Below are 25,953 nucleotides of genomic sequence, written 5' to 3' on the forward strand. Positions count from 1 at the left end.
CAATGGCGTCATTCAAAATTACCGGGGGAGTAAAACTTTCCGGTGAAATTACTCCACAGGGTGCAAAAAATGAGGCTTTACAAATTTTATGCGCTGTTTTATTAACACCTGAAACGGTAACAATTCATAAAGTTCCTAACATTGTTGATGTAGTAAAGCTTATTGATTTATTAAGCGATTTAGGGGTAGAGGTAACTCAAATAGGTGAAGAGTCTTATGAGTTTAAAGCTCAAAACATCAATCTTGATTTTTTTGGCACAGAGGCTTATACCAAAAAAGCTGCTTCTTTACGGGGATCAATTATGCTTTTAGGTCCTTTGCTCTCCCGCTTTGGCAAAGCAATGATTCCTAAACCAGGCGGAGATAAAATTGGGAGAAGAAGATTGGACACTCATTTTATAGGTTTTGAGAAATTGGGTGCTAAATTTCTTTTTGATAGCAAAAGCAGCTACTATCACATTGATGCCTCCTCTTTAAAGGGAGCTTATATACATTTAGATGAGGCCTCAGTAACCGGTACAGCCAACGTGGTAATGGCGGCTTGCATGGCCGAAGGCAAAACCACTATTTATAATGCAGCTTGCGAGCCTTACCTACAACAGCTATGCAAAATGCTAAACCGAATGGGAGCCAAAATTACGGGTATAGGCTCTAACTTGCTTTACATTGAAGGGGTTGAAAAACTTAAAGGAACAGAGCACACTATGCTTCCTGATATGATTGAGATCGGAAGTTTTATTGGTCTGGCAGCAATGACTCAATCAGAAATTACGATCAAAAATGTTGGTTTAGAACATTTAGGAATTATTCCTGATACTTTTAAGAGGTTAGGGATTAAGATGGAATTTAGAGGTGATGATATATTTATTCCTGCGCAAACCAACTATCAGATAGAAACTTTTATTGATGGCTCAATTATGACCATAGCCGATGCTATCTGGCCTGGTTTCACACCTGATCTGTTAAGTATTGTTTTAGTGGTAGCTACACAGGCAAAAGGAACCGTGTTGGTGCATCAAAAAATGTTTGAGAGCAGGTTATTCTTTGTGGATAAACTTATTGATATGGGTGCACAGATTATATTGTGTGATCCACACCGAGCCACAGTTATTGGACTGAACAGACAAATTAATCTCAGGGGTATTTCTATGACCTCTCCGGACATTAGAGCAGGTGTTTCCTTATTAATTGCAGCACTTTCCGCTGATGGAGAGAGTACAATTCATAATGTAGAGCAGATTGACAGAGGTTATCAGAATATTGACACAAGATTGAAAGCTTTAGGGGCAAAGATTGAGCGAATAGATTAACCTTATCTATCTCAATTATCTCTTTATCGTATTAGGAGCTATACAAAAACTATAGCTCCTTTTTTATTTCATCAATTATAACACCTTAACTTTCTATCACTTCAAAATATTCCTTGAAGGCACATTGTAAATTCACTTTTTTAGTTTTTACTTGCGCATATGGTTTTAAATTACATCTGGATTGCCTTTTTCTTAATCGCTTTTGCATTTGCATTATTTCAGTGGATTTTCATGGGAAATATGGAAATATTCCCTGCACTTACACAGGCTACGTTTGACATGGCTAAAACTGGTTTCGAAATTTCACTCGGACTAACGGGAGTAATGACATTGTGGCTCGGCATTATGAAAATAGGTGAAAAAGGAGGAATGGTAGCTGCTTTATCCCGAATTACTTCTCCCCTATTTTCCAGATTATTTCCGGAAGTCCCTAAAGAGCATCCTGCCATGGGGGCAATGCTTATGAATATTTCAGCTAATATGTTGGGGCTTGATAACGCTGCTACTCCATTAGGCATAAAAGCAATGCACAGTTTGCAAGAATTAAACCCTGATAAAGATACGGCAAGCAATGCCCAAATCATGTTTTTGGTTCTTAATACCTCCGGATTAACTATTATTCCAATTAGCATCATGGTTTATCGTGCGCAATTAGGGGCCGCAGATCCATCAGATATCTTCATACCCATTCTATTGACTACTTTTTTCTCTACCCTGGCCGGTTTACTTGCTGTAGGTATAGTTCAGCGAATTAACTTTTTTAACAGGCAGATTTTACTTTCTTTAGGAACAGTTAGTTTGATGATTGCCGGAGTTATATGGTTTTTCACAAGTTTAAGCCAGGCAGAAATAGGCCCAATATCCTCAGCAATTGCCAATTTTATCATCTTTGCCATCATTATAGCCTTTATTATTATGGCACTCAGAAAGAAGGTGAATGTATATGAATCGTTTATAGAAGGAGCGAAAGAAGGCTTTAAATATGCTATTACCATCATTCCTTACCTGGTCGCTATTTTAATAGCAATTGGTGTATTCAGAGCCTCCGGAGCTATGGAAGTAGTGAAAAGCGGTTTGGAAAGTTTTTTCACCCTATTAGATATCAATACAGATTTTGTACCGTCTATTCCTACTGCTCTAATGAAACCTTTGAGTGGCAGTGGTGCCAGAGGTATGATGGTTGATGTGATGGAGACTTATGGTGCAGACTCTTTTGTAGGAAGAACAGTAAGTGTACTTCAGGGTTCTACTGAAACTACTTTTTACGTATTAGCTGTATATTTTGGTGCTGTCAATGTAAGAAATACTCGTTATGCCGTAAGTTGCGGCTTACTAGCTGATTTGGTAGGAATTATTGCTGCTATTATCATAAGCTACATGTTTTTTCATTAAAAAGCCTTTGTTTCTTTATTTAATCAAAGTTGATTATTACAAAGGTCATCCAAATTACATAACGAAAAAAGCAGCAGAAATTACTCTCTACTGCTTCTTTCAATCTATTAATTTTGTAAAACTACTTACTTTTACGCTTATCGTATATTTTCTTAGCTCCGAAAGCAGCTCCTGCAGCAATCAGGTATTCAATACCAGTAATGGGTACAGGATTATCAGGATCACCACCAGGAGGTCCTGGCTGAGCACTCAATAGTTCAGCTACACAAACTAAAGCGACTATCAGTACTATTCTAAAAAAACTTTTTTGCATCCTCTAATTTATCTTTTAATAATGGTGTACGTGGTGTAACCCTTATTAGGTACGTTAATTCTCAAATAATAAGTTCCCTGTCTAAGGTGTCCCATACTAACGTTAGCATTTGCCTCTTCGGTTTTAATATGCTCAACAAATTTACCCTCTAAGGTAAATATACTTAATTCAAGACTCTTAAAATTACTTTCAATATTTAAATAATCCAAGATAGGATTCGGATATAATTTTATTTGCTGCTTTAAAGTCTTTTGTGAAGCAGTTATCTGGTCAATATACAAGTAAGCATCACTTATTTTTTCGCAATTTCCCTGAGTTACTAAAACTTCATAGCTTCCTTCCTTATGGGGCTCTATCGTAGCACTAACCTCATCATCCAGGATTTCTCCATTCAAGAACCATTGATAAGAGTCACCTTCAACTGTGCTTTCCAGAATATTTAAGTGGGCACTTATTTCAGGCTTTTGCATATCGGTAACAAATATAGTAAATTCAGTTGGTGAAGGAATACAACCACCTTCAGAAACTCCACTTATTCTATATGAGGTCTCAGATATAGGAGAAATATTAAAAATACCTGTAGAATTCTCGCTTACCAATGAATCTCCTTTGTACAAATGGTAATTTAAAATGCTTGAGGATGAGAAAGCATTAACCTCCACAGACTCCCCTGGACAAATTGATTGATCTTTTATATCAGCTAATGAAGCTGGATTCATAAGAGTAATAATAGCAGATGATTCCAATTCAAATGTTCCACAACTTTGCGTGGTAGCGGAAATAAACACCTCGTTTGTACCATTGTTTAAGTGAGATGAAGGTATTTCAGTACTTATCTGATTTCCATTACCCATTACTTCAGCCACAACATTTCCATTTAAGATAAAGTTGTAAGCTATCCCACTCTCAGAATCGATAGTAACTGTTGCAGAAGATTTACCACACACCTGGCTACCAATTACAGCAATACTTCGATCTACAGAAGATATCAATTCTGCCTGAAACGAACCTACTACAGAAGAATCACATTGTCCAACTTTTCCATATACATTGAAATTAGAAGGCTCATACGTAAGTAATGAATGCGGTATAGAAAAGGAAGTTTGACTTTTTCCTTCTATTGATGATACCAAAGTATTCTCGTTGTAAATAGAATATGTAAATGAAGGGTTTAAATCAGTTAAAGTATAGATGGCATCTTCTCCTTCGCAGGTACTGAGAGCATCTAAACTTCCTAAGGAAGGAGCAGCTCTGTTATTCAATATCATACTAAATCTTTCAGGGTTTTTGGAAAGTCGATCACTGTTTACCTGAAAGGAATAGGAATCATTACTACTTAAATGTATGATATTGCCTGTAAAATTATCAATTATATCTACTGAATAATACTTGGTTAAATTACTAACTCCTTCAAATGATAATGTGAAATTACCTGTCCTACTAACTGATTCCATGATGAATGGTATAGTAACAGAACAATTAGAATTACTCAACTTGGGAATACTGTTTATTTTTAAATTTAAGTTATCCTCAGATCTTGATGAGAAGGTATATTTATTATTCGTATTCAATTTCCTAACAGCGTCAACTTCAGGATCGTAAGAAAAAGTTGCGTTATCTCTTAATGCAAAAACTACTTCATCAGAAAATGTGGAACTTACTAATTTAACCCTAAATGTTTCTAAAGGGTTAGTTCCACGGAAATAAACCGGAGATTGATCTACACTTTTAACTTCTTCAACAGTTGATAAGGAAGGTGAAGCTGCTGAAGTTCTTACCCAGAATGCCTGACCTGAAGCTATATATTGAGAACCACCATTAGCCCCTACCCCTGCAATATATGTTGCAAAACCACCTGATTCCGCAATTGGAACATGAACTTCGTCAAAAACATTCACTTTAGTCCATCCTAAAGCATCCCAATCAATTGGTGCAGCATAAGGATTAGCTACTAAATTCCATGATTCAGCAGGTACACCTGAAAAGTCAACTGGTAGTGAGGCCGCCTGTTGTTTCAGAGTTCCCTTAACAGATCCTATAATATTTGAAGTACTATTTCTTAAAAATGGTGTATATCCCCTACCATTTTCAATAGGGTTAGAAGCTGCCGTACCGCTGGAAGGATAATCAACATACTCGCTATTGGCAGCATCATAGTAAAACAAAGAAGGATTGGATGAATTTATTGTTTTCCCATCGTATGTGCCGGTTGAAGGATCATCAAAATTTCCTGATATAGGTATTTCCTCCTGCCAGTCAGCCACAGTAGCATCAGTTATTGGTGAACCGAGATAACGGTAATATCTACCCACATTGAAGTATCTCTCAACTGTAATATCCCCTGTAACAGACGAGCTTGAAGGGATTATACCAACATAAGCCGCTTCAGTTGAAGAAGTAGATTGTAAAATCAAATTTCCTGAACCGGATCCATCCACATCAAAAATTGTATTTGCTCCAATAGTTACCCCATTAATTAAAGAAACAGCCGTATTATTGTTGTTGATTGTACCGCCTCTTACATTTAAGTTAAAAAGATCGAGTGCACTTGATCCCCCTATAGATCTGGTACCACTGCCTGTCATATCAACGGTACCGTTGCCATTATTAAATATACCATTATTTACAAAATTACCTGATACAAAAAGAGTATTAGGAGAATTTAAAGTACCAGTTATTTCTATTGAATGAAAATTTGGAGATGTTCCACTTATAGATGTTGTACCTCCAAAAATTACTCTACCTTCATTCGCATTAAAACTTCCTGAATTACTGATATTACCTATAACTGTTAAATCCTGTGAAGCGGATGCTGTTAGACTGTTAGTAATATCAATATTATTAAATGTTACAGGCTGACTTCCAGAAATGGTAGTATTCCCTCCAAAAGTAACCGTTCCGGAACTACTATTTAAAACACCATCATTAACTAGATCACCATTAACATTAAAATTAGCCATTGGATTTAGAGTACCCGTAACAGAAATATCACCAAAAGTTGGTGTTGTAGTACCTGTAATATTAGTTAAACCACTAAAGGTAAATGTAGCATCTTGCAGGGCTGAATTGGAATTACTTATAAAATCACCTTTAAGATCTATGCTTTGAGTCCCGGCATCTAGCTGACCATTCACTAATTCCAGTCTGCCATTGATTGTTGAATTAGATGCCAAAGTTACAATTCCAGTGTTTCTCTTGATTAAGTTGTTTAAAGCAGTACTAACCACTGGGAGTTCAGGCCCTGTATTAATATTTACTACATTACTATATACCACATCATAAGATCCTATTGCGTTTAATTGATCTGTTAATTGCCCTGTTCCTTTTCTTTCAACATATCCCCCATCATTTATAGAAATAGTTCCTTCATTTGTAAACGTACCAGAAAATAGATTCAAAGAATCTATAGCAAAATCAGAAAGACCTGTAGAAAAATTTGAAGAAGCTCTGTCTAGTGTAAGTTTCTGTAAATCACCTGTCAGAGATACTGCTGTTGGTAAAGTACCTGCTCCATTTATTACTAATGAGGATTGGCCATCTGAGATCAGGGAACCATTACTTTGAACAAAATCACCATTAATTGTAAAAGAATTTCCATTTAATGTAAGATCTCCGACAGTTTGTTCAAAAGTTCCTACAACTGTTAAAGGGCCTCCCAAAGTTACATTACCGGATGATGTTCTGTTAAGAGTAAAATTGTTAAGTTCTGTGGTTCCTATAAAGCCAAGAACCCCAAAATTTCCGGTACCTCCTATTACGAGGTTAGACGTTGAGCCGCCAGACAACCCTCCATTCGAGGTACTTACCGTACCATTCAATGTTAAGGTGTTTGCACCAATATTAAATGAACCTTCTATCAAATTAAGTGACCTACCAGCTCCAATAGTTAGATTATTACTCATGCTTGCACCTAGTAAATTATTGATTTCTAAATTAAAGCCTGAGGCAGGTAATCCATTCCCTATATTTTGTGCTGAAGTACCATTATAAATAAATGTTACCGGTATTCCATAAGTTCTGGTTCCTGATACTTTGATATTACCTGAAGTAGTTCCGGTAGAAATCCCTTCCTCTGATGAGATACCAAGAATAACATTATCATTAACAACTAAATCACCAGAACCACTTAATGCTCCAGATATTATATCGTAAGTAGAATTGGGGCCGAATGAATAATCAATTTCGATATTAGCCTCATTCGTAAAATCAATTGTACCTGAACCATTAAAATTTAATTGAGCTAACCCTTCTCCTGTCTTTAAAATATCACCTCCATTGCATATGAAGTTTCCTGACAAATTAATAATTCCCTCACCATTAGGAGAACCACCAAATTCGGATGCATCGATATCTAAAGCACCTCCATTAATATTTAAGTCTCCCGTTATATTAACTGTAGTATTAGCTATATAAGCCATTCCTAGTGCAGCATCATCATTAAGCACTAAATTACGGCCTATATTTATTGTTATAGTTCCTTCATAATCAAAATCGACCAGGCTAGCATTGTTAATAATTAAATCTCTTCCAATTGAATACGATGATGATGATGATGATGAAAAAAGAAGATAGGTACTTCCTGTATTTTCTATAATAAAATCATTATCTGCAATAGGTTGGAAATTTAAATCAATAAAATTAGCTGTTGAAGCCGGGGTGTCCCAAACAAAATTATAAAAATTTTGGTTTAAGCCATTTGGTGCATTTGTATTGGTTGTATTTCCGGAAACTAATAAAGTGCTACCTGTTTCCCAGGTTGCAGTGGGGATTGTGCCTTGAGTAGAAGTACTATTTAAATTAAGTGTACCTCCGCTTTTAATTAGTAGATTTAAATTAGTATTCGAAACAGAAGTATTATCATCAAGTCTCAAATTTCCATATACATTTACTAACCCTCTAGGTGTTCCAAATCTACCACCAGTAGCAGGAGTAATAACTAAATCATTTCCTGGCCCATCATTTAATAGAAGTGATCCATTACTTGAAATATTTAAGGTTGCGGAAGATAAAACTGATATTTGATCAGCAGTAATAGCAACTCCGGACTGTATAGAAACTATATGACCGCTTCTAATTGAAATCTCTCCATCTGCACTACTAGGAACGTTCGCACTATTACTCCATGCTCCCCCTTGAAATTCCTCCCATGTATCACTGTCATTCCAGTTTCCTGATTGGCGAGAGCGAAAATCCCCATTTACTTGAGCATAACTACTCAATCCAAATAAGCAAAAAAATACAAATACCAGTATATGTTGTTTCATACTTCAACTTTTCTTCTTTCAAACTATAAGTAAATCACCTATTCTTAAGGCAAATTTAATGGGTAAAATTACTAACTATAATTTCTATATTGCTGATAATAACCTATTAAATATTACATTTCAGCGAATAATATTAAATTTTTAAGAAATATCACTGTCTAAGTTCAGGAATTACGAAATTAAAGTATTGATGGATTTTGAAAAAATTTTGGTACTCAAAAGATCTTTAAGAAAATCTAAATTAATTAGGAACCCTGTAATTCAAGCTAAAACATATCTAATTGTTTTAAAAACTTTAAATTGACGAAATTTTTAGAGTAATTAAAAAAACAAACTGCCGCTTATGAATGAACATATTAATCCAGTGATATTTGTTATGGGCGTTTCTGGTTCAGGTAAATCCACTATTGGGAAATTACTTTCACTTAAACTATCACTACCCTATTTTGAAGGTGATGAATATCATTCTCCAGAAAATATCGCAAAAATGTCTGCTGCCCAGCCATTAACAGATATAGATAGGCAAGTCTGGTTAGAAAGCCTTAACCAACTGGCAATCAACCAAGGAAAAAATAAAGGGTGTATTATTGGATGTTCGGCATTAAAGGAGAAATATAGAAAGACACTGGCAAAAGGGGTCTCTCAGCCTGTCTACTTTGTTTTTCTTGAGGGTAACTTTGAAATTATCTCTCAAAGATTGCAAAACAGAAAAGGGCACTTCATGCCTCCGGCTTTGTTACAATCTCAGTTTGAAGCCTTGCAAATTCCCGAAAATGCAATAAAAATAAATATACTAGATCCTCCTGAGCAAATTGTAAATAATATCATACAAAATCTTTCTCATTAAAAAACTGGAATTCAACCTGCATAACCGAAAAAATGATACAATATAATTTATTAACAGCTGTAGTTGCTGGCATATTTATACTCCTCTCACTTATTCTTAGATTAAAGTTGCATGCTTTTATTTCATTATTAATTGCCAGTATAGCAGTTGGGGTAATCGCAGGTTTAGAACCCATGGTCATCATGAAAACCATTCAGGAAGGGATGGCTAACACTTTGGGTTTCGTTGCTACAGTGGTAGGGTTAGGTGCTATGTTTGGTGCAATACTGGAGCAATCTGGAGGAGCCCGAGTAATTGCCACGTTCTTAATTGAAAAAATGGGTGAAAAAAAAGCTCCGGTCGCGATGGCATTGGCTGGTTTCATCATTGCAATCCCTGTATTCTTCGAAGTAGCTTTTATTTTACTAGTGCCTATGATTTATGCCCTCCAGCGCAAAACAAAAAAATCACTCTTGCTTTATGCGCTCCCCCTTCTGGCTGGCCTTGCCATCACACATGCTTTTATACCTCCTACACCGGGCCCTATTGCCGTAGCAGATATTATAGGCGCTGATTTAGGTTGGGTAATATTAATAGGTTGTGTTACCGGCTTTCCTGCTGTAATAATTGGAGGTCTATATTATGGAAAATACATTGGAAATAGAATATATGTAGAAGCCCCAACTCACGACCTGCTTAAAAAAAAAGAAGGGCTTCAGAATAAGAAAAAAGTACCAGCGGTGAGTACTATACTATTCATTATTGCTATCCCTATTTTACTGATTTTAACCAGCACTTTTGCCGATAGCGGGATAGTGGAGATTCAAAGCGGAATTCTCTTAGAAGTTATCAGCCTAATAGGGCATCCCTTTTCAGCATTAATAATAGCCAATATAATTGCCTGGAATATTTTAGGATTAAAACTTGGATATACTAAAGCTGAATTACTAAAAGTCACATCAAAATCAATGGAACCTGCAGGCCTTATTATTTTAATTACAGGGGCTGGCGGAGTTTTTAAACAAATGTTAGTAAATACCGGTGCAGGAGAATTAATTGCTGAGTCTTTGGGAGGAATAGGATTTCCAATTATTGTGTTCGCATTTATTGTTGCACTAATTGTCAGAGTAATTCAGGGCTCTGCTACAGTAGCAATGATTACCGCAGCCAGCCTTGTAGCTCCACTTATTTCAAATACTTCTACTAGTTTCGAAATAGCTTGCGTAGTAGTAGCCATTGCTGCCGGTGGTACTTTTTTATCTCATGTAAATGATAGTGGTTATTGGCTTGTAAAAGAATTTTTAGGGATCAGTGAGAAGGTTACCTTTAAAACCTGGACTGTGATGACTGCAATTATATCTGTTACCGCTTTTTGCATTGTTTGCCTGATTACTTATATATTCTGAACACATATAAGATTCGTGATAATTATTTAAACCTTTAATCCAATAGTCAGACATGATTAATTGAACTATTGGTTAGATTAATTAATAAATATTTCTATTAAAGAAATTTATCACTATTTTTCCAATTCAAACTACTTTAATAACAGAGAATAAATGGTCGAATTAGCAAGTATTTTAGTATTAGGTGTATTTGCCCAGTGGTTGGCATGGAGAATAAAGCAACCTGCTATTTTACCTTTAATTCTGATTGGGCTACTTATTGGCCCTGTTTCAACCTTTTTTACCCCGGATGGTACCAAACTGATTGATGGTGATAGCATCTTCTCAGGAGATTTACTTTTTTCCTTCGTTTCCTTATCAGTAGGAGTTATACTTTTTGAAGGTGGGCTTACTCTTAATCTAAAAGAAGTAAAAACTGTAGCTACAACTGTTCGAAACCTTCTTGTTATTGGTGTGTTTATCACTTTTATTGGTGGAGCTATTGCTGCTCACCTCATTTTAGACCTTAGTCTCTCGATGGCTTTTCTTTTCGGTGGGCTAATTATAGTTTCCGGTCCAACTGTAGTATTACCCATTCTTCGTAATGTAAGGCCCAATGCCAAAACTAACACCATATTAAAATGGGAAGGAATTTTAATAGACCCTCTAGGCGCCTTAATAGCCGTTTTAGTATATGAATTCATTAAAAGTTCCTCACATGGCGAATACTATACTGTAGAAGCACTAAAGGATTTCTTCGTTACTATCTCAATTGGTTTTTTTGTAGGAGGCATGGGTGCTATTATTATTTGGTATCTGATAGGTAAAAACAAAATACCGGAGTATCTTAGAAATATATTCACGCTGGGAACTGTGATATTAGTTTTTTCAACTGCTGATATCCTACAGAAAGAAGCAGGTCTATTAGCTGCCACTATTATGGGAATAGTGCTGGCAAATATGAAGTTGGAAGATTTTAAAAAAATTCTTTCTTTTAAAGAAGATATTAGCCTCATTCTGGTAACGCTGCTTTTCATCTTACTTTCCTCAAGAATTAATATTGAGCAAATAGAGCAATTAGGAACCAGAAGTTTATTACTTTTTGCAGTAGTTATATTTGTTCTAAGGCCTCTTGGAGTATTTCTGAGTTCTATCGGATCCAACTTGAAATGGCAGGAGAAATTATTTATCTCATGGATTGGCCCCAGAGGTATAGTGGCAGCAGCAGTGGCTTCCCTATTTTCACTTGATTTAATGAAATCCGAAACTACTTCTGCCTCTCTAAGAGCAGAGGCTGAATTATTACTGCCATTGGTATTTCTTGTGATAGTAGGAACAGTAGTTATACAAGGTACTAGTGCTAAATGGGTGGGTAAACTTTTAAACGTATTACGTAAAGAACCTCAAGGTGTACTATTTGTAGGTGCAAATGAAATCGCTAAGAAACTTGCGCTTTTTCTTAAGAAAGAAGGCTTTTATGTATTATTGGCCGACACAGCAAAACATAATGTTGAGGAGGCCAGAAAGCTGGATTTACATGTGTATGAAGGAAATATTCTATCGGAAGAAATCTTTGAAGAGCTGGACCTCTCCCAAATAGGAAAACTTGTAGCAGTTACCAGTAACTCGGGCATCAACTCATTAGCACTAAGCTGGTTCGACAATGAATTGGGGATGCAAAACACTTACAGACTTGTAAGCAAAGAGGAAGCTGAAAACGAAAATCTTCCTTTGCCCAAAAATGTCCTTTTTAAATCCAGACTGGACTACCTAAGCCTTAACCAGATGCTGAGAGAAAACAGCGAAATTTCAGAAGTGAGATTTAATGCTGATTCAGAGTATGAGGAATTTATAGAAGAAAAAGGTAAAAGCATAATCCCACTATTTATAATCAAACCCGGTAAAAAGCTTCATATAATTTCAGGTTACCCTGAGGAAGTAGAGAAAGAGGACAGACTAATTTTCTTAAAAAAGAAGAATTATGACATGCAAAGTACTGAAAGCTAGTATGGGATTTATTCATCCTCTACAATAAATTATAGCGAGAAACTATTCTACGAATTTAATAATGACGATGTCAGCAATCTTTCACGAGGTTGATGTGCCTATCTTTTAAGTCTAAAACATTATTAATACACCTACTTTATTTTCCTTAGTGAATTTTTACAATTACTTGATTCTCTGACATTCGATAAATTAAATGCATTTATATATTTAATTATTTCGCTAAGATTAGAATAAAGAATTGCTTTATATTGTTGATCAACTAAATATTTAGTATATCTTAGTGTAATCATTATTAACCAGATATGCAACAACTTACAAGAGCCGAAGAAGAAATTATGCAGAAGCTTTGGGAGCTGGAAAAAGCTCATGTTAAAGAAGTTTTGAGTTTAATGCCAGAGCCCAAACCAGCCTATAACACAGTGAGTACCATCATAAGAATTCTGGAAAAAAAAGGAGTGGTAGGTCATGAAGTTGTGGGCAAGAGCCATTTGTATTTCCCGATTTTAAGGAAAGAGGAATATAAAAAGCAATCTCTGAAGCAATTGATCCAAGGCTATTTTGAGGGCTCGTTTTCTCAAATGGCTTCTTTCTTTGCCAAAGAAGAAAATTTAAGTACAAAAGAGGTAGATGAACTTCTCAGTCATCTTAAAAAGGATATAAAAGACAAATAATATGACTGCTATTAGTTACATTATTCAGGTTAATATAGTATTTATTATATTGGTGGTTATTTATCATTTATTACTCAAGAAAGAAGCTAACTTTAAGTTCAATCGCTATTTTCTGCTGGGAGTGGCTATAGTTAGTTTTTCTCTTCCATTTATATCAATTCCTATCGTCAATGAAGCTTCCACTCTATCTTTTCCTGCAATTAATGACATAGCGAACATTACAAGCAATCCTTCTACGGGAAGTGAACAAGAAGGAACAAAAGGCTTTACTTCCTGGCAAATTGCTTCTTTCGTATATCTCATAATTTCCGCTATTCTTCTCTTGTCATTTTCGATCAAATTTTTAAAGCTTCTCCGCAGCGTAGAAGATTTAAAAAGTAGGTCAACTTTTAATGATAAGCTTGACATTTATATAACTTCATCCAAAACTGCTCCATTTACCTTCTTTAGTGACTGTATAATCCCAGCATCCATCATAGAAAAACAAGATGCTGAATTAATTTTGAAGCATGAAAAAACACATGCTAAGCAATGGCATAGCATGGATGTCATTCTAACGGAAATAGTAGGTTGCCTCCTTTTTATCAATCCTTTAAGAAGAAAATACAAAGAATTCATACTGCAAAACCACGAATATATGGCAGATGCTGCTGCTATAAAGGAAGATACTGAATCTAAATACATTGAATTACTAATAGAGCAGACGCTATTCCCAAGCCACTTAAAAATGGTGAGTTCTTTTGCAAAACCTTCAATTTTGAATAGAATTAATATGTTGAAAAATGGGAAAAGAAGCATTTCTAAAAGTATTATAGCAATTTCATTAGCTTTTTTCATGCTTGTTATTTACGCATGTGATATTCAGGAAGAACCGGAAATTAAAATAGCACCTGAAGTAGTAGAGGTGGAAGCCAGTCAAGATCAAAGTTTCTCCGACCAGCAGGTATTCACTATTGTGGAAGTTCCCGCTAAGCCTAAAGACGATCTTCAAAAATTTTATAATGGAATCTCTGAATATTTAGAAGGAAAATACCCTCAAGAAGCTAAGAACAAAGGCATAGAAGGTATTGTTTACCTACAATTTATAATTGAAAAAGATGGCAGCTTAAGTAACATAACACCTGTAAAAGGAATTGGCGGAGGATGTGATGAACTTGCAGTGGAAGCCTTAAAGAAATCTTCTAATTGGACACCAGGAAAACAAGATGGAATAATTGTAAGATCTCAACGTATAATACCTATACGCTTTGCTTTATAACATTTTACTTCAGTGATTCCGTAAACCTAACAAAATAACTTTTCGGAGTTTCTTTTATATAAATTGAAGAAAATTAAAATTTATTCTTAAATTAAAGAAGTATTATATAAATACTTACTACAATGAAAATTTTATTCCTAATTACCTCTTTCCTATTCTCTCTTTCATTTAACGAAACAGCTGATAATCAGAAGGTATTGCAACAAGTTTTAAATATTAAAGAATTTAAACAATATATATCTAAGACCCCCAGATATATGGGTAGCCAGAATCATCATATCTTATTGGTGGCTCACAATAAAATTAGCAAAGATTATAAACTGGAAATCAATCAGATTCCTGTGGAAATAATAGATAGTGCCTCAGCTTTTTTAAATGATAAAATATTTCTCATTCAAATTGACGAGTTTGAAATCAGTGATAAAAAAGCTGCATTGGTGTTAAGCTATAAAAATGCCAGGCTCTATTTCGAAGAGAAAAAGAAAATTGTTTTAACAGCGGATTTAAAGAAAACCGATAACGAATGGAAAGTCTCAAAATATAAAGTAAAAGAAGTTAATATTTCCGGTTAAGTATTTCAGCGTAAATTATAGCTTTTCTGGCACTTTCAGGGTCAGATAAGCCTTCTCTTATCTCCTTTGCAAATTCATTATCATCTTCTTCTATCGAAAAAGACTCAAAACGAGAAGTTTCTTGTTTTTCCACCTCTTTTAGATCAACCAACTCATCTATAGTTTTTAAACGCTCTCCCTTTTTATAAAGCTCTTTTAAAGTATCATCTGCATTTTCATAATCATCACCATCTACCTTTTGATCCAACACACGCTCTTCAACCTGATCGGCCAAAGGCTTAGCTGGTTCAAACTCCAGCTCTCTTTGATTCTGAGGTGACTCACCACTTAATTCCCTTAAAATTTCTTCAAAAGATTTAGGCCTTCCGGTACTTTGAGGATCAGAATTTGTCTCTGATTTTCTTCGCGTTACCGGCTTCTTTTTATTACCTATTCCTTTAAAAATATAATAGATAATAGCTAAAACTATATATATGAGAAACTTATAATCTTCCATTGGATAAATTTACTGAATAATAAGGTAAATTACAGAAAATACTCAACTTTATCAGCAAATAGAAACATCTAAAATATATGTGGTGGGTGTATTAATTCAACCTGAACCCTATTACAAGAACATCATCAGTTTGGGCTGCATCACTTTTCCACGATTCAAACTTTTGCTTTAAGAGCTGCCGTTGGTCTGCCATAGTTTCACTAGAAATACTCTGCAGGTATTTTTTGAAATTTGATAGCATATATTTTTTATCATTTGGTCCCCCAAATTGATCCGAAAAACCATCAGAAAATAAATAATAAGAGGCATTCATTTCAATCTTCTTTTCATAAAGTTTAAAGGAAAGCGAAGACTCATCTTTATTCATTCCCCCAAGTGATGTTCTATTTCCTTTTACCTCTTCCAAATTACCCTCAGAATCAATAATAATTAAAGTATTCTTTGCTCCTGCAAAATGAATTGTTCCAGCTTCTTTATCTATCGTCACTATACCAACATCCATTCCATCCTGGTTATCATTTTCTGTTTGTTTTAAAGATTCATTGATTCCATTATGCATTTGACTCAAAATATCTGCTGGGTTTATTATCCCGTTTTGTATAACAGCCTGTGTTAAATGTGTATGGCCAACCAAAGACATAAACGCTCCCGGTACCCCGTGCCCTGTGCAATCAACAGCAGCCACTATGATTTTTCCATTCTTTTCTGTTATCCAGTGAAAATCTCCTGAGACAATATCTCTCGGAGCAAAGAAGATAAAAGAGTCCGGTAAATATTTTGTAAACAAACTATAAGAGGGCAACATGGCACTTTGAATCCTTTTGGCATAACGAATGCTTCCAATAATATCCCCATTCTGCTTTTCTATATATTCTTTTTGAATCTGCAACGTATCTCTTTGAGTAAGAATTTCCTCTTTCTGCAACAACAATTCTTCATTCTGCTCAGCTATTTGCTCACTTTTGAATCGTAGGTCCTTTTGTACTTTTATTAAGCTCTGATTTCGCTCCTGTAATTCAAAATGTGCTTCCTGAAGTGCAACTCTATGCATAAAGTTATTCTTCATAATATAATAGCGGAAAGCGGCTATTGAAAAGCAGGAAATACCTACAACTATTAAAATATTAACCCCCTTCAAAAGGAAATAATCCATCACTCCCATAGTGCAAAAAACCATATTCACCACCACCTGAATGATAAATACAACAATAAAATTAATGATAAAGTAAAAGGGACGGAGTATAACCAATACAGCACTTGTAATAAATACGGTAACCATTGAGATAACATAATTAAGCCAATCTCCGCATTCAACCATATAAGCTGCTGATGTAAATAAGCAAAAAGCTATTACCTCAAATAACAACTCATGGCTAAATTTATACCTCTGATGAAATAAATAAACAACGCCCACTACAACAGAGGGACCAAACCTGAACAAATACCATATTGTTACATTGGACTTCTCAATTGAAAGTTCAGGAATTGTACTTAAAGGGAATAAGAAGATAACCAAAATTGCTCCCCACCTTGCATAAAGAGAGCCAATTCTCCTGTATTCTTCCTTCCAGGCTTCCTGCAATTTAAAACCAAAATTATCAGTAAAATTGAATATCATTCCTTATAAGGCTGATTTATTATTGATATTATTATATAAAAGATACAAACCTTTATGTAAACTGAGGATATACATTTTCAGCCATTAAAGATTGTACTTTTTTGCGAAGTCTCCTACCCTTCATCCTTTTTATTTGCTGATTGTAGTCTTTCCTTATATCAATTTTATAAGAGGGAACAGACACATTTACAGCTTCTTTTACCCATACTGAATGTATTGTGAAAGCAAATTGTAATTCTTCATGATACAGTTTTACAATTGGCCCTTTATTCAGTTCTTTGGCATCAAAAATCCAAATTTCTGAAAAATAGGAAGTAAGGCTCTCATTATTTTCCACTTCGCCAATTACTGTACAAAGAATATACCCATTTAAAGACCAAGGAATATTAATATTTTGCTCAGAAGAAGGAACAAACTGAAGCGACCACATAAAAGTATTCTTAGGAAAGGAGTAATGGTCTGTAACTTCCATTGTTTTTGTATCCACACATTGTAAAATAAATGGTGCACCTTTCTTACAAAACTCTAACATTTCTTCAGCTGAGTATACTCTGTTCCTATCTGAATTTCTGTATAAATCATACATAAATTCTGTTAGCATCTGATCAGACAAACCGTAAGCCTGCCAGAAGGTATATTCAATTTTATTGACATTGGCATCAGGGGAAAGCATATCTCTATAAGTGTAAAGCCCTACCCCCCAGGTATGAGGTCCCGGATCCATCTTATCAAGATTCCCTGTGAGATGAAGAAATTTTGACTTACTTTCCAGTACATCTCTATTCTTTACATCAATTAAAATCTTTCCAATTTTACCAATATCCATTTCTCCTACAGCAAGCAGACCTACTCTTTGGACATCTATAGGTGCTTGGGTTACTTTACACCTATCATAATACCTAATCCATTCTGCAGGACAAGCACAGCAATTATGAGCTGTATGAATAGTTAATATATCATTGTCATTTTGATAGTCAACAGAAAAATGTACAGTTTCAACCGGAAGTATCACTCTGTAAGCTTTTACTTCCTTCTCCTGGCTCAATAATTTACTTCTGGGAATAATATAAAGACTTGAGTAATCATTCTGTGCTCCGGTAAGCAATTCTCTTAGAAAAGAATCAATCTTAACATTTTTAGGATAAGGATTGTTAACCATTACATCCAGCGTAAATTTAAAATTGGTATCAGCCAGAATTAAATAATCTTTACTAAAGCCGATTTGATGCATATTATGCTCAATATCAATAGGTGAACCATCCTCGTTTACAATCTTAAAAGTTTGAGGTGTTTTCTCGCCTTTCCATTTTACAAGATACACTGCATTTTCATTGGAAATCCTGTATCCGACTAGCCTGTGAAATAATACTTTCAGATTTTCCCATAAACTTTTTCTTTTAGGCACTACATTAGCTGCATAGAAAAAATCATTGACCTCCTGAGCCACCTTTTCCTTGCTATCATAATGTTTCCAGTGTGCTATTTTCTCTTCTAATTTTTGTTCTAGCGTTTCATCATCTCTAAATAGAAAATCAAAGATTTTAGTAGGGTCAAGTAATGCTTTATTAGTTTTAGTGAAATTAACACTGAATAGCTCATTAGTTTCCGGATCATATACAGGATGGGCTGTTGTAAGAATCATGGGAAAGAGACTATTTACTATAGGTGGAGTGCCTGCACGCCAAAACCGATTCTCCCCTACTGGAGTAATTAAGTTCATCGATTCAGGATCGAATTCAAAGGGTCTTCCCGCATCAAATGTTGCTAAAAGTCTAGCTTGCGAATCTCCGGGAACTCTAAATGGCGTGATAGCGGTGTTAAGTTGATTTCTTGTCCCTAACTTGCGGGACATCCTTGCTAAGCCATTATTTTTAAAAGCCAGGTCAGAGTACAAGCTCTCTTCACCATTCAGAAAAGGGCTGGTGGCAATATCTGCATAATAGCATGGGGGCTTCAACAACCTTGTTTTAAGCTTTACCTTGCCGGAAGAGGTTAAATCAAATCGGAACATATAGCCATCACCATTGATGAGAGGCGAGCCATACTCCTGATTAAATTCGCCATTGGGTAAGGTTTTCTCATACGGCAAGCCACCGGAATTTACTGTCCCAGCACCTGAATTAATAAAAACAAATCCGCTTAAATCTTTGGGGATTTCGCCTGTCTTAACTTTTAATTCTACATCTAGGGGTTCTCTGGTTGAAGTCAGCAAATTAGGGTGACTCATAATTGCAATAATAGAAGGTTCAATATTAATTCCCCTACATAGTTACACAATTCTTACTAAACATCAATTTTTAAACCAGTAAATAGTGCTTTACTTATATTATTTTATTCTTTTTGGAATGAATTAATAGCGGAAAAAGCTCTTAACTAAAACATCAAACGCTATCAGTAGCTACTTTATAAGTAGGGTCTTCTATCACATTTACATCAATTATTTGTTCTGCATTTTGTAATAACCTTCTACAATCAGGGCTTAAATGGCGCAGATGTACTATTTTACCTACCTTCTGGTATCTTTCAGTGAGCTTATTTAATGCTTCTATAGCCGACATGTCCACTACTCTGCTTTCTGCAAAGTCAATAATTACTTCATCAGGATCATCTGTTACATCAAATTTTTCATTAAAAGCAGTAACTGATCCAAAAAATAAAGGGCCATAAATTTCATAGTGCTTAGTTCCTTTATCATCAATATGCTTTCTGGCACGAATTCTCTTTGCGTTATCCCAGGCAAAAACTAAAGCAGATATAATAACCCCTACAACTACCGCTAAAGCAAGATTATGCAGCACAATAGTAACTATAGTCACCAGGAACATCACAAAAATGTCGGATCGTGGCATTCTTTTTATTGTGCGCAGGCTAGCCCATTCAAAAGTACCAATAGCTACCATTATCATCAATCCTGTTAATGCTGCCATTGGCAATTGCTCCACCAGGCTTGCTCCAAACATAATAAATACTAAAAGCATTATGGCTGCTACAATACCTGACAAACGAGCTCTGGCACCATTGGAAACATTTATTAAACTTTGACCTAGCATGGCGCAGCCTCCCATCCCTGATAGAAATCCTGAAAAGATATTAGCCACACCCTGCGCAACAGCCTCTTTATTACCTCTCCCACGTGTTTCAGTAATCTCATCCAGAATATTGAGCGTTAAGAGGCTTTCTATTAAGCCCACACCTGCCATAATTAATGCATAAGGAAAAATGAGAACAAGCGTATCCCAGGTGAGAGGAATGGCCGGTACATGAAAAGGAGGAAAACCTCCTTTAATGGAAGCAATATCTCCTACACTTCGGGTATCAATGTCAAAGAAAAACACAATCCCAAATACTACCAGAATTGCAGCAAGTGTTGAAGGAAATACCTTAGTTATCTTTGGCAATCCCCAAATGATTAACATTGTTAAAAGAACAAGTCCCAGTAAAATATATAGCTCCGAACCAGTTAACCAATTGTCTGATTTGTCTTTAAATTGATCAAGCTGAGAACTAAAAATAATCAGCGCCAAACCGTTTACAAAACCAAATATAACGGGATGAGGAACTAATCGCATTAATTTTCCTAAACGAAGAAAACCAGCAGTAACCTGAATTAATCCTGCTAAAATTACAGTTGCCAATACATATTCCACCCCGTGAGATTGAGATAAAGCAACAATAACTACTGCAACCGCTCCGGTTGCTCCTGAGATCATTCCCGGTCTGCCCCCTAAAATGGCTGTAATTAACCCCATTACGAAAGCAGCATATAAACCAGTTAGGGGCGATAATTCTGCCATAAAAGCAAATGCAACTGCCTCAGGTATTAAAGCAAGTGCGACTGTTAAACCAGATAAAACTTCGGTTTTGTAGTTTACTTTCTGCGAAAAATTAAAAAGGTTAATGTATTTATTCATTATAGATAAATTTGAGAAAATAAAAGGGCAGCTGGTATGGCAACCCACTACTTATATATGAGAAATGCGATTATTAAAAGCAAACTAGAAAGTAATAATAAGTTTGAAATGCATATTCATTTTTTTGAAGCCACAAAACTATAATTATTAATTTAAACCCGTCTAGTTTTTTATCGAAAATAAGTACTCATCACCTATTTTACTACGTGAGATAAACTTCCCATTCAGAGCATTAAAGTTTGTGAGCAATAAATTCGCTTGAATCCAGTACTTCTATTTCACTGAAGTAAAAATCATCTTTATTTTCTGTCAAAATAATCTGGCAGCCTACTCTTTCAGCTGAATAATACTCAAAGCCATCTTCCAGATCATATATTTTCTTATTTGCTAATGCTTTTTCAACCCCTGACTGATCAGCATCTGCTATTTTAATATGCTGACAAAGTATAGCAATTTTTTGTTTTGCTTTCTCCTCGCTTACTTTCTTAGAAGCGAAGTAAAATGCAATAGCAAGGCAAATGGGAGAAGTGTAAAATTGGAATTTAGCGTTATCAGCTAAACTTAATATTCTTGCCGTGCGATTAAATAGAGGATATTCTTTATTGAGTACAGACACAATAATATTAGCATCCAAAAATATTCTCATTTTTTAGAAGCTAAATACTCTGCTTTCATATCTTTTCTTTTTCGAGATTTAGTATGGTATTCTGCCTTACCTTCTGCCACCTGATTTACCCAATCTGCAACAGGTAATTCATCAAGAGATTTATATTCTCCGGTGGTGATTTGCCGTAAAAGAAACTCAGTTAAACGAGACAAGCTAATATTATTTTTCTCAGCAAATTGCTTAGCTTTACCTATTACCTCTTCATTAAAAGACAGTGTAACTTTAGCATCCATGACCACTCATTTTTTTATACCGCTAAAATAATAAAACTATACGTATAAAACAAACTTTGTTTCTACAACAGAGCTCATCAGGATTAACTAAAGCGCTTAAAGTGTTCCTTTCGTACTGGGCAAATCGTTTAATCGGCTTTCATCCCTACTAACAGCCATTTTAATAGCACGCGCCCAGGCTTTAAAAATGGCCTCAATTTTATGATGTTCATTATCTCCACTCACCTGGATATCCAAATTGCATTGAGCTGCATCCGTAAATGACTTGAAAAAATGAAAAAACATTTCAGTCGGCATATCTCCCACCATCTCTCTTCTAAAGTCTGCCTTCCAGTTGATCCAGGGCCTGCCGCCAAAATCAATACCTACTTGTGCCAAAGCATCATCCATAGGTAATAAAAATCCATATCTGTAAATACCCTTTTTGTTCCCTAATGCTTGTTTAAATGCTTCGCCTAAAGCCAATGCAGTATCTTCAATGGTATGATGTTCATCTACCTCCAGATCGCCATCCACATCAATTTTCAAATCCAGCCCGCCATGTTTACCCAGCTGGTCAAGCATATGATCAAAGAATTTTAAGCCGGTAGTATTTTCAGACTTGCCATTACCATCCAGGTTTAGTTGAATGGAAATTTTAGTTTCATTCGTGTTTCTGGAAATATTCGCTTTTCTAGCCGGTAGCACTAAAAATCTCGCGATTTCCCGCCAGTCTTTAGTACTGAAGTTAGCTTCTTTTAATTCATCACCTATAAAAATGGATTGCGCTCCCAGGTTTTCAGCTAACTGAACATCAGTTTTTCTGTCGCCTATTACAAAGCTGTTAGCTAAATCATAGTCACCTGACATATATTTCTTCAATAAGCCTGTACCTGGTTTACGTGTGGGAAGATTATCCTTTTCAAAACTTCTGTCAATCAGTATCTCGCTGAAGACTATGCCTTCATTCTCCAACTGTTTCAGCATTTTATTATGGGCAGGCCAAAATGTATCTTCAGGGTATGAATCCGTACCTAACCCATCCTGATTAGTAACCATTACCAATTCATAATCAGAGTTTTGTACTATCTTTTGCATGGATGATAGTACGAAAGGCAAAAATTCCAGTTTTTCTAGTGAATCTACCTGAAAATCTGTTGGTGGCTCTACAATTAAGGTTCCATCCCTATCTATAAACAAAACTTTCTTCTTCATTTTCTAATAATATCCGGCTTCAAAAATAGAGAAAGAAATATTGGATTAAAACTATATTGGTCGCAGTAGAAAAATTATCTCTTTGAATGTCATTTAAGCCTTGACAAGCTTACATATTCCACATAATTAAGCCAATGTTTACTTTCATAAGTCAACTACTTTCTTTCCAATCATAAAAACAATTGATAATCAAACAATTGAAGAACAATAAGAATTTAGTATTTACAATTTGCCTTAAACTTAATAATTCATTAACTGTCTATTTTCCCTTTCTATAGTGAAAATGAATTTCTTTGAAAAGATTTTAAACAGGGAATATGATTTCGAAGGATAATTCTGGTATTGCATTAAGTGGAATGGATGATAGTTCAAGCCATATAATAGTATACCTGAGAATTATTAGCTCTCAACTAATAGGTTCAATTAATCCTATTCTTAATTCACTGATTTATAAAGCTGCACCCAATTCCCCCGCTCATACTACAGAGAATCTTAAAAGTATTTTCACCAATCCTTAAATAATAAAATGAAAAATTCAACTGTCTTAACCAGACTCTTTACCGCATTTGTTGTTTTAATCGCATTTGCCTGCCAGGACGAGCAATTCAACCAATTGGAGTTACAAGCTCAGAACAAGCTTCTAAATAATGTAAGCTTTGATAGTGGTTTAGCTTACAGGTGGGCGCCTATCCACCACCAGGATGTAGATGCTACAGGCACTTATTCAGAAGGTGGGAAATCCGACTACATTACAGCCATAAATTACGATGGCGACTGGAATGCAGAAAACAACTGGAACAATGTTCCTAACAGCACACTTTCAGCTCATTGCTACTATTCTGTGGTTGAAACCAATACTCACTGGTTCTTAACTTATGCTTTCTTCCATCCAAGAGACTGGACAGATATTTTTTTTCTTTACTATTTGGATCAACATGAAAATGATCTTGAAGGGATAGTACTTGCCGTGAGAAAAGATGGTTCCCAATACGGAAAATTGGAAGGAGCTGTAACAGTAAGTCATTCCGATTTCTTCTCTTACACTCCTGCAGGCAGCCCCTTTACGAACGGTCAGGAAACTATTGATGGAACACTTCAGCTAACTAACTATGATGGGCAATTACATCCGGTTACTGCCCAGGAGGCAAAGGGACATGGTTTAAAAGCATGGCCACAGTACCAAATTAATGGAGATGGCGTAATCTATTATCCTTCTGCCAATGGAACTGCTGAGGTGCCAGCAGACAATTATGATAATTCCGTAAGCTATAAGCTTGTCGATATTTTCGAAAATGGGGGACTTTGGAGTCAGAGAAATAATACCTCTCTGTTTTTTAATTCAGGTGGTGGCTTCAAAGGAAACGACTTTAAAAGTGGCGGAGCCAATGCTCCCTGGGCTTGGAACGATGGAAATGACGGAGATGTGCAGGTAGGAGAAATTGCGACAGATCCTGCAAAATTATTCGATATTTACTTCGAGGGAACCGGAAATTTTTCCAGAACTTATATCAATAACCCATACAATTAACCATCTTAATAAAAGTACTTTGAAAGTAGTGGCAATAGTTGCTACTTTTATTTTAATAATTCAAAATATATGCTCCGTAAAATCCTTTTTATTCTGCTCCTGGCAGATTTATTATATTCACCCTCGACTATTATAGCCCAAAAACAAGACAAACCTGTTATCGCCAGAAAGCCTTACCTTCAAAGTGCCATCGCTGATAGTTTAACTATACTATGGAGAACAAATGAAGGTAGTTCCTGTAGTGTAGCTTATAAGTCAAAGAGTTCTACTGACTGGAAGTACCAAAAAGGGCAGATTAGAAAAACAAATACCGGCCTTATAGAAAACGAAGTTGTACTTCATGAACTTTCTCCTTCAACAACCTATGAATATAAAATATTTACGGATAATCTTTCTCTAGCAGAGAGTGAAACTTATTATTTTAAAGCCCCGCTGGCTTCTAACACCAAAAGCTTTTCATTCTTTGCGGTGGGCGATATAGGTGAACCTATAGAAGAGGGCGGAACGCCTGATAAGCTGGCAAAGGCACTGGCTCCCTACAAAGATTCTGTAAATTTTGGCCTCTTACTGGGAGATATTATTTACCCGGATGGAAGAAGTAAAGATTACGATGTTAATCTTTTCGATCATTTTGGAGGAGTTTTTCCTTATGTACCTGTTTTTACCGTGCTTGGAAACCACGATTGGCATAAGCCTGAAAATAACTATATGAAGGAGTGGAAGCTTCCGGGGAATGAGCATTATTATAGTTTTGATAAAGGAAGCGCCCATTTTATTGCTTTGGACACTAAAAACGGAGAAATGTATGACTACAAGGAGCAGCTTGAATGGCTGAAGCAAGATTTACAGAAAATACCTGATACAACACAGTGGAGGATTGTTTTCTTGCATCATAACGGAAAATCATGCACTTACAAAAACGACTATGAAGCAGTGATGAGCTTATATCCTCTATTTGAAAAATACAATGTGGATTTAGTGCTAAATGGCCATGCACATACTTATGAAAGATTGAACCCAATGGATGGAAAAGGGAATGTTACATCATCATCCAACTCTATCAAGTACAGTTCACCTAAAGGATTTGTGAGCATTACTGTGGGCTCCGGAGGCAAATTACGCGGTGTAGGCACAGACCCTACTCCTTTTTCACCAGATCCTGAAAATTGCGAATACAAAGGCCTGGTAGCTGCTTATGCACATAAATGGGCTTTCTTATTCTTAACAATTGAGGGAAATCAACTAAAAGCTGAAGCTATCTCCACAGAAAACCATAAAGTACTGGATAGCTTTTCTATTGAAAAATAA

General features: G+C 35.6%; 20 protein-coding genes. 11 read left to right on the forward strand and 9 right to left on the reverse strand.

Going from position 1 to position 25,953, the window contains the following annotated elements; genetic code table 11:
- The first annotated feature begins 2 nt into the window (after positions 1-2).
- A complete protein-coding gene (gene murA / locus IEV85_RS00170) occupies positions 3-1,310 on the forward strand; it encodes a UDP-N-acetylglucosamine 1-carboxyvinyltransferase (RefSeq protein WP_188459775.1) in 1,308 nt (435 codons plus the stop codon).
- A gap of 159 nt (positions 1,311-1,469) precedes the next feature.
- Entirely contained in the window at positions 1,470-2,702 is a 1,233-nt protein-coding gene (locus tag IEV85_RS00175; RefSeq protein WP_188459776.1) for a nucleoside recognition domain-containing protein, read from the forward strand.
- A 121-nt stretch (positions 2,703-2,823) separates the two neighbouring features.
- Here IEV85_RS00175 and IEV85_RS00180 read toward each other — a convergent pair whose 3' ends face one another.
- Complete coding sequence (locus IEV85_RS00180; protein WP_188459777.1) at positions 2,824-3,015, reverse strand: hypothetical protein; 192 nt, start codon at positions 3,013-3,015, stop codon at positions 2,824-2,826.
- A gap of 8 nt (positions 3,016-3,023) precedes the next feature.
- Positions 3,024-8,279: a T9SS type A sorting domain-containing protein gene (locus tag IEV85_RS00185; protein WP_188459778.1), complete on the reverse strand. Its 5,256-nt coding sequence runs from the start codon at positions 8,277-8,279 to the stop codon at positions 3,024-3,026.
- Between the two features lie 343 nt (positions 8,280-8,622).
- Here IEV85_RS00185 and IEV85_RS00190 point away from each other — a divergent pair, with 343 nt between their 5' ends.
- The 6 genes from IEV85_RS00190 to IEV85_RS00215 all read left to right on the forward strand — a co-directional run bounded on the left by IEV85_RS00190 (position 8,623) and on the right by IEV85_RS00215 (position 14,998).
- Entirely contained in the window at positions 8,623-9,126 is a 504-nt protein-coding gene (locus IEV85_RS00190) for a gluconokinase (protein ID WP_188459779.1), read from the forward strand.
- 32 nt (positions 9,127-9,158) lie between these two features.
- Positions 9,159-10,511: a GntT/GntP/DsdX family permease gene (locus IEV85_RS00195; RefSeq protein WP_188459780.1), complete on the forward strand. Its 1,353-nt coding sequence runs from the start codon at positions 9,159-9,161 to the stop codon at positions 10,509-10,511.
- Positions 10,512-10,664: 153 nt separating this feature from the next.
- Complete coding sequence (locus tag IEV85_RS00200; RefSeq protein WP_188459781.1) at positions 10,665-12,497, forward strand: cation:proton antiporter; 1,833 nt, start codon at positions 10,665-10,667, stop codon at positions 12,495-12,497.
- Positions 12,498-12,799: 302 nt separating this feature from the next.
- Complete coding sequence (locus IEV85_RS00205; protein WP_188459782.1) at positions 12,800-13,168, forward strand: BlaI/MecI/CopY family transcriptional regulator; 369 nt, start codon at positions 12,800-12,802, stop codon at positions 13,166-13,168.
- A 1-nt stretch (position 13,169) separates the two neighbouring features.
- On the forward strand, positions 13,170-14,426 hold the full coding sequence (locus IEV85_RS00210) for a M56 family metallopeptidase (protein WP_188459783.1): 1,257 nt from the start codon (positions 13,170-13,172) through the stop codon (positions 14,424-14,426).
- 122 nt (positions 14,427-14,548) lie between these two features.
- Positions 14,549-14,998: a hypothetical protein gene (locus IEV85_RS00215; protein WP_188459784.1), complete on the forward strand. Its 450-nt coding sequence runs from the start codon at positions 14,549-14,551 to the stop codon at positions 14,996-14,998.
- On the opposite strand, the gene IEV85_RS00220 is transcribed toward IEV85_RS00215, so the two are convergent.
- The 7 genes from IEV85_RS00220 to hisB all read right to left on the reverse strand — a co-directional run bounded on the left by IEV85_RS00220 (position 14,982) and on the right by hisB (position 23,117).
- Positions 14,982-15,494, reverse strand: coding sequence for a hypothetical protein (locus tag IEV85_RS00220; RefSeq protein ID WP_188459785.1), 513 nt, complete (start codon positions 15,492-15,494; stop codon positions 14,982-14,984). The two genes, IEV85_RS00215 and IEV85_RS00220, sit on opposite strands and share 17 nt — an antisense overlap.
- 91 nt (positions 15,495-15,585) lie before the next feature.
- On the reverse strand, positions 15,586-17,112 hold the full coding sequence (locus tag IEV85_RS00225) for a PP2C family protein-serine/threonine phosphatase (protein WP_188459786.1): 1,527 nt from the start codon (positions 17,110-17,112) through the stop codon (positions 15,586-15,588).
- Between the two features lie 52 nt (positions 17,113-17,164).
- Positions 17,165-19,339, reverse strand: coding sequence for a carotenoid oxygenase family protein (locus tag IEV85_RS00230; RefSeq protein WP_188459787.1), 2,175 nt, complete (start codon positions 19,337-19,339; stop codon positions 17,165-17,167).
- A gap of 154 nt (positions 19,340-19,493) precedes the next feature.
- The gene (locus IEV85_RS00235; RefSeq protein ID WP_188459788.1) at positions 19,494-21,023 is read right to left on the reverse strand and encodes a SulP family inorganic anion transporter; all 1,530 of its coding nucleotides are present in this window, start codon (positions 21,021-21,023) and stop codon (positions 19,494-19,496) included.
- A gap of 232 nt (positions 21,024-21,255) precedes the next feature.
- Entirely contained in the window at positions 21,256-21,669 is a 414-nt protein-coding gene (locus IEV85_RS00240; RefSeq protein ID WP_188459789.1) for a type II toxin-antitoxin system VapC family toxin, read from the reverse strand.
- Positions 21,666-21,923, reverse strand: a complete 258-nt coding sequence (locus IEV85_RS00245; RefSeq protein ID WP_188459790.1) for a DUF6364 family protein — start codon at positions 21,921-21,923, stop codon at positions 21,666-21,668. The genes IEV85_RS00240 and IEV85_RS00245 overlap by 4 nt, the downstream gene beginning before the upstream one ends.
- Before the next feature lie 96 nt (positions 21,924-22,019).
- Positions 22,020-23,117 carry a bifunctional histidinol-phosphatase/imidazoleglycerol-phosphate dehydratase HisB gene (gene hisB, locus IEV85_RS00250; protein WP_188459791.1) on the reverse strand — a complete coding sequence of 366 codons (1,098 nt, stop codon included), beginning with the start codon at positions 23,115-23,117 and terminating at the stop codon, positions 22,020-22,022.
- 317 nt (positions 23,118-23,434) lie between these two features.
- On the opposite strand from hisB, the gene IEV85_RS00255 reads away from it, so the two are divergent.
- The 3 genes from IEV85_RS00255 to IEV85_RS00265 all read left to right on the forward strand — a co-directional run bounded on the left by IEV85_RS00255 (position 23,435) and on the right by IEV85_RS00265 (position 25,953).
- Positions 23,435-23,635, forward strand: coding sequence for a hypothetical protein (locus tag IEV85_RS00255; RefSeq protein WP_188459792.1), 201 nt, complete (start codon positions 23,435-23,437; stop codon positions 23,633-23,635).
- Positions 23,636-23,643: 8 nt separating this feature from the next.
- The gene (locus IEV85_RS00260; protein WP_188459793.1) at positions 23,644-24,645 is read left to right on the forward strand and encodes a hypothetical protein; all 1,002 of its coding nucleotides are present in this window, start codon (positions 23,644-23,646) and stop codon (positions 24,643-24,645) included.
- Between the two features lie 69 nt (positions 24,646-24,714).
- Positions 24,715-25,953 carry a purple acid phosphatase family protein gene (locus tag IEV85_RS00265; protein ID WP_188459794.1) on the forward strand — a complete coding sequence of 413 codons (1,239 nt, stop codon included), beginning with the start codon at positions 24,715-24,717 and terminating at the stop codon, positions 25,951-25,953.

Source organism: Marivirga lumbricoides (genome assembly GCF_014636295.1).
Taxonomy (GTDB): domain Bacteria; phylum Bacteroidota; class Bacteroidia; order Cytophagales; family Cyclobacteriaceae; genus Marivirga; species Marivirga lumbricoides.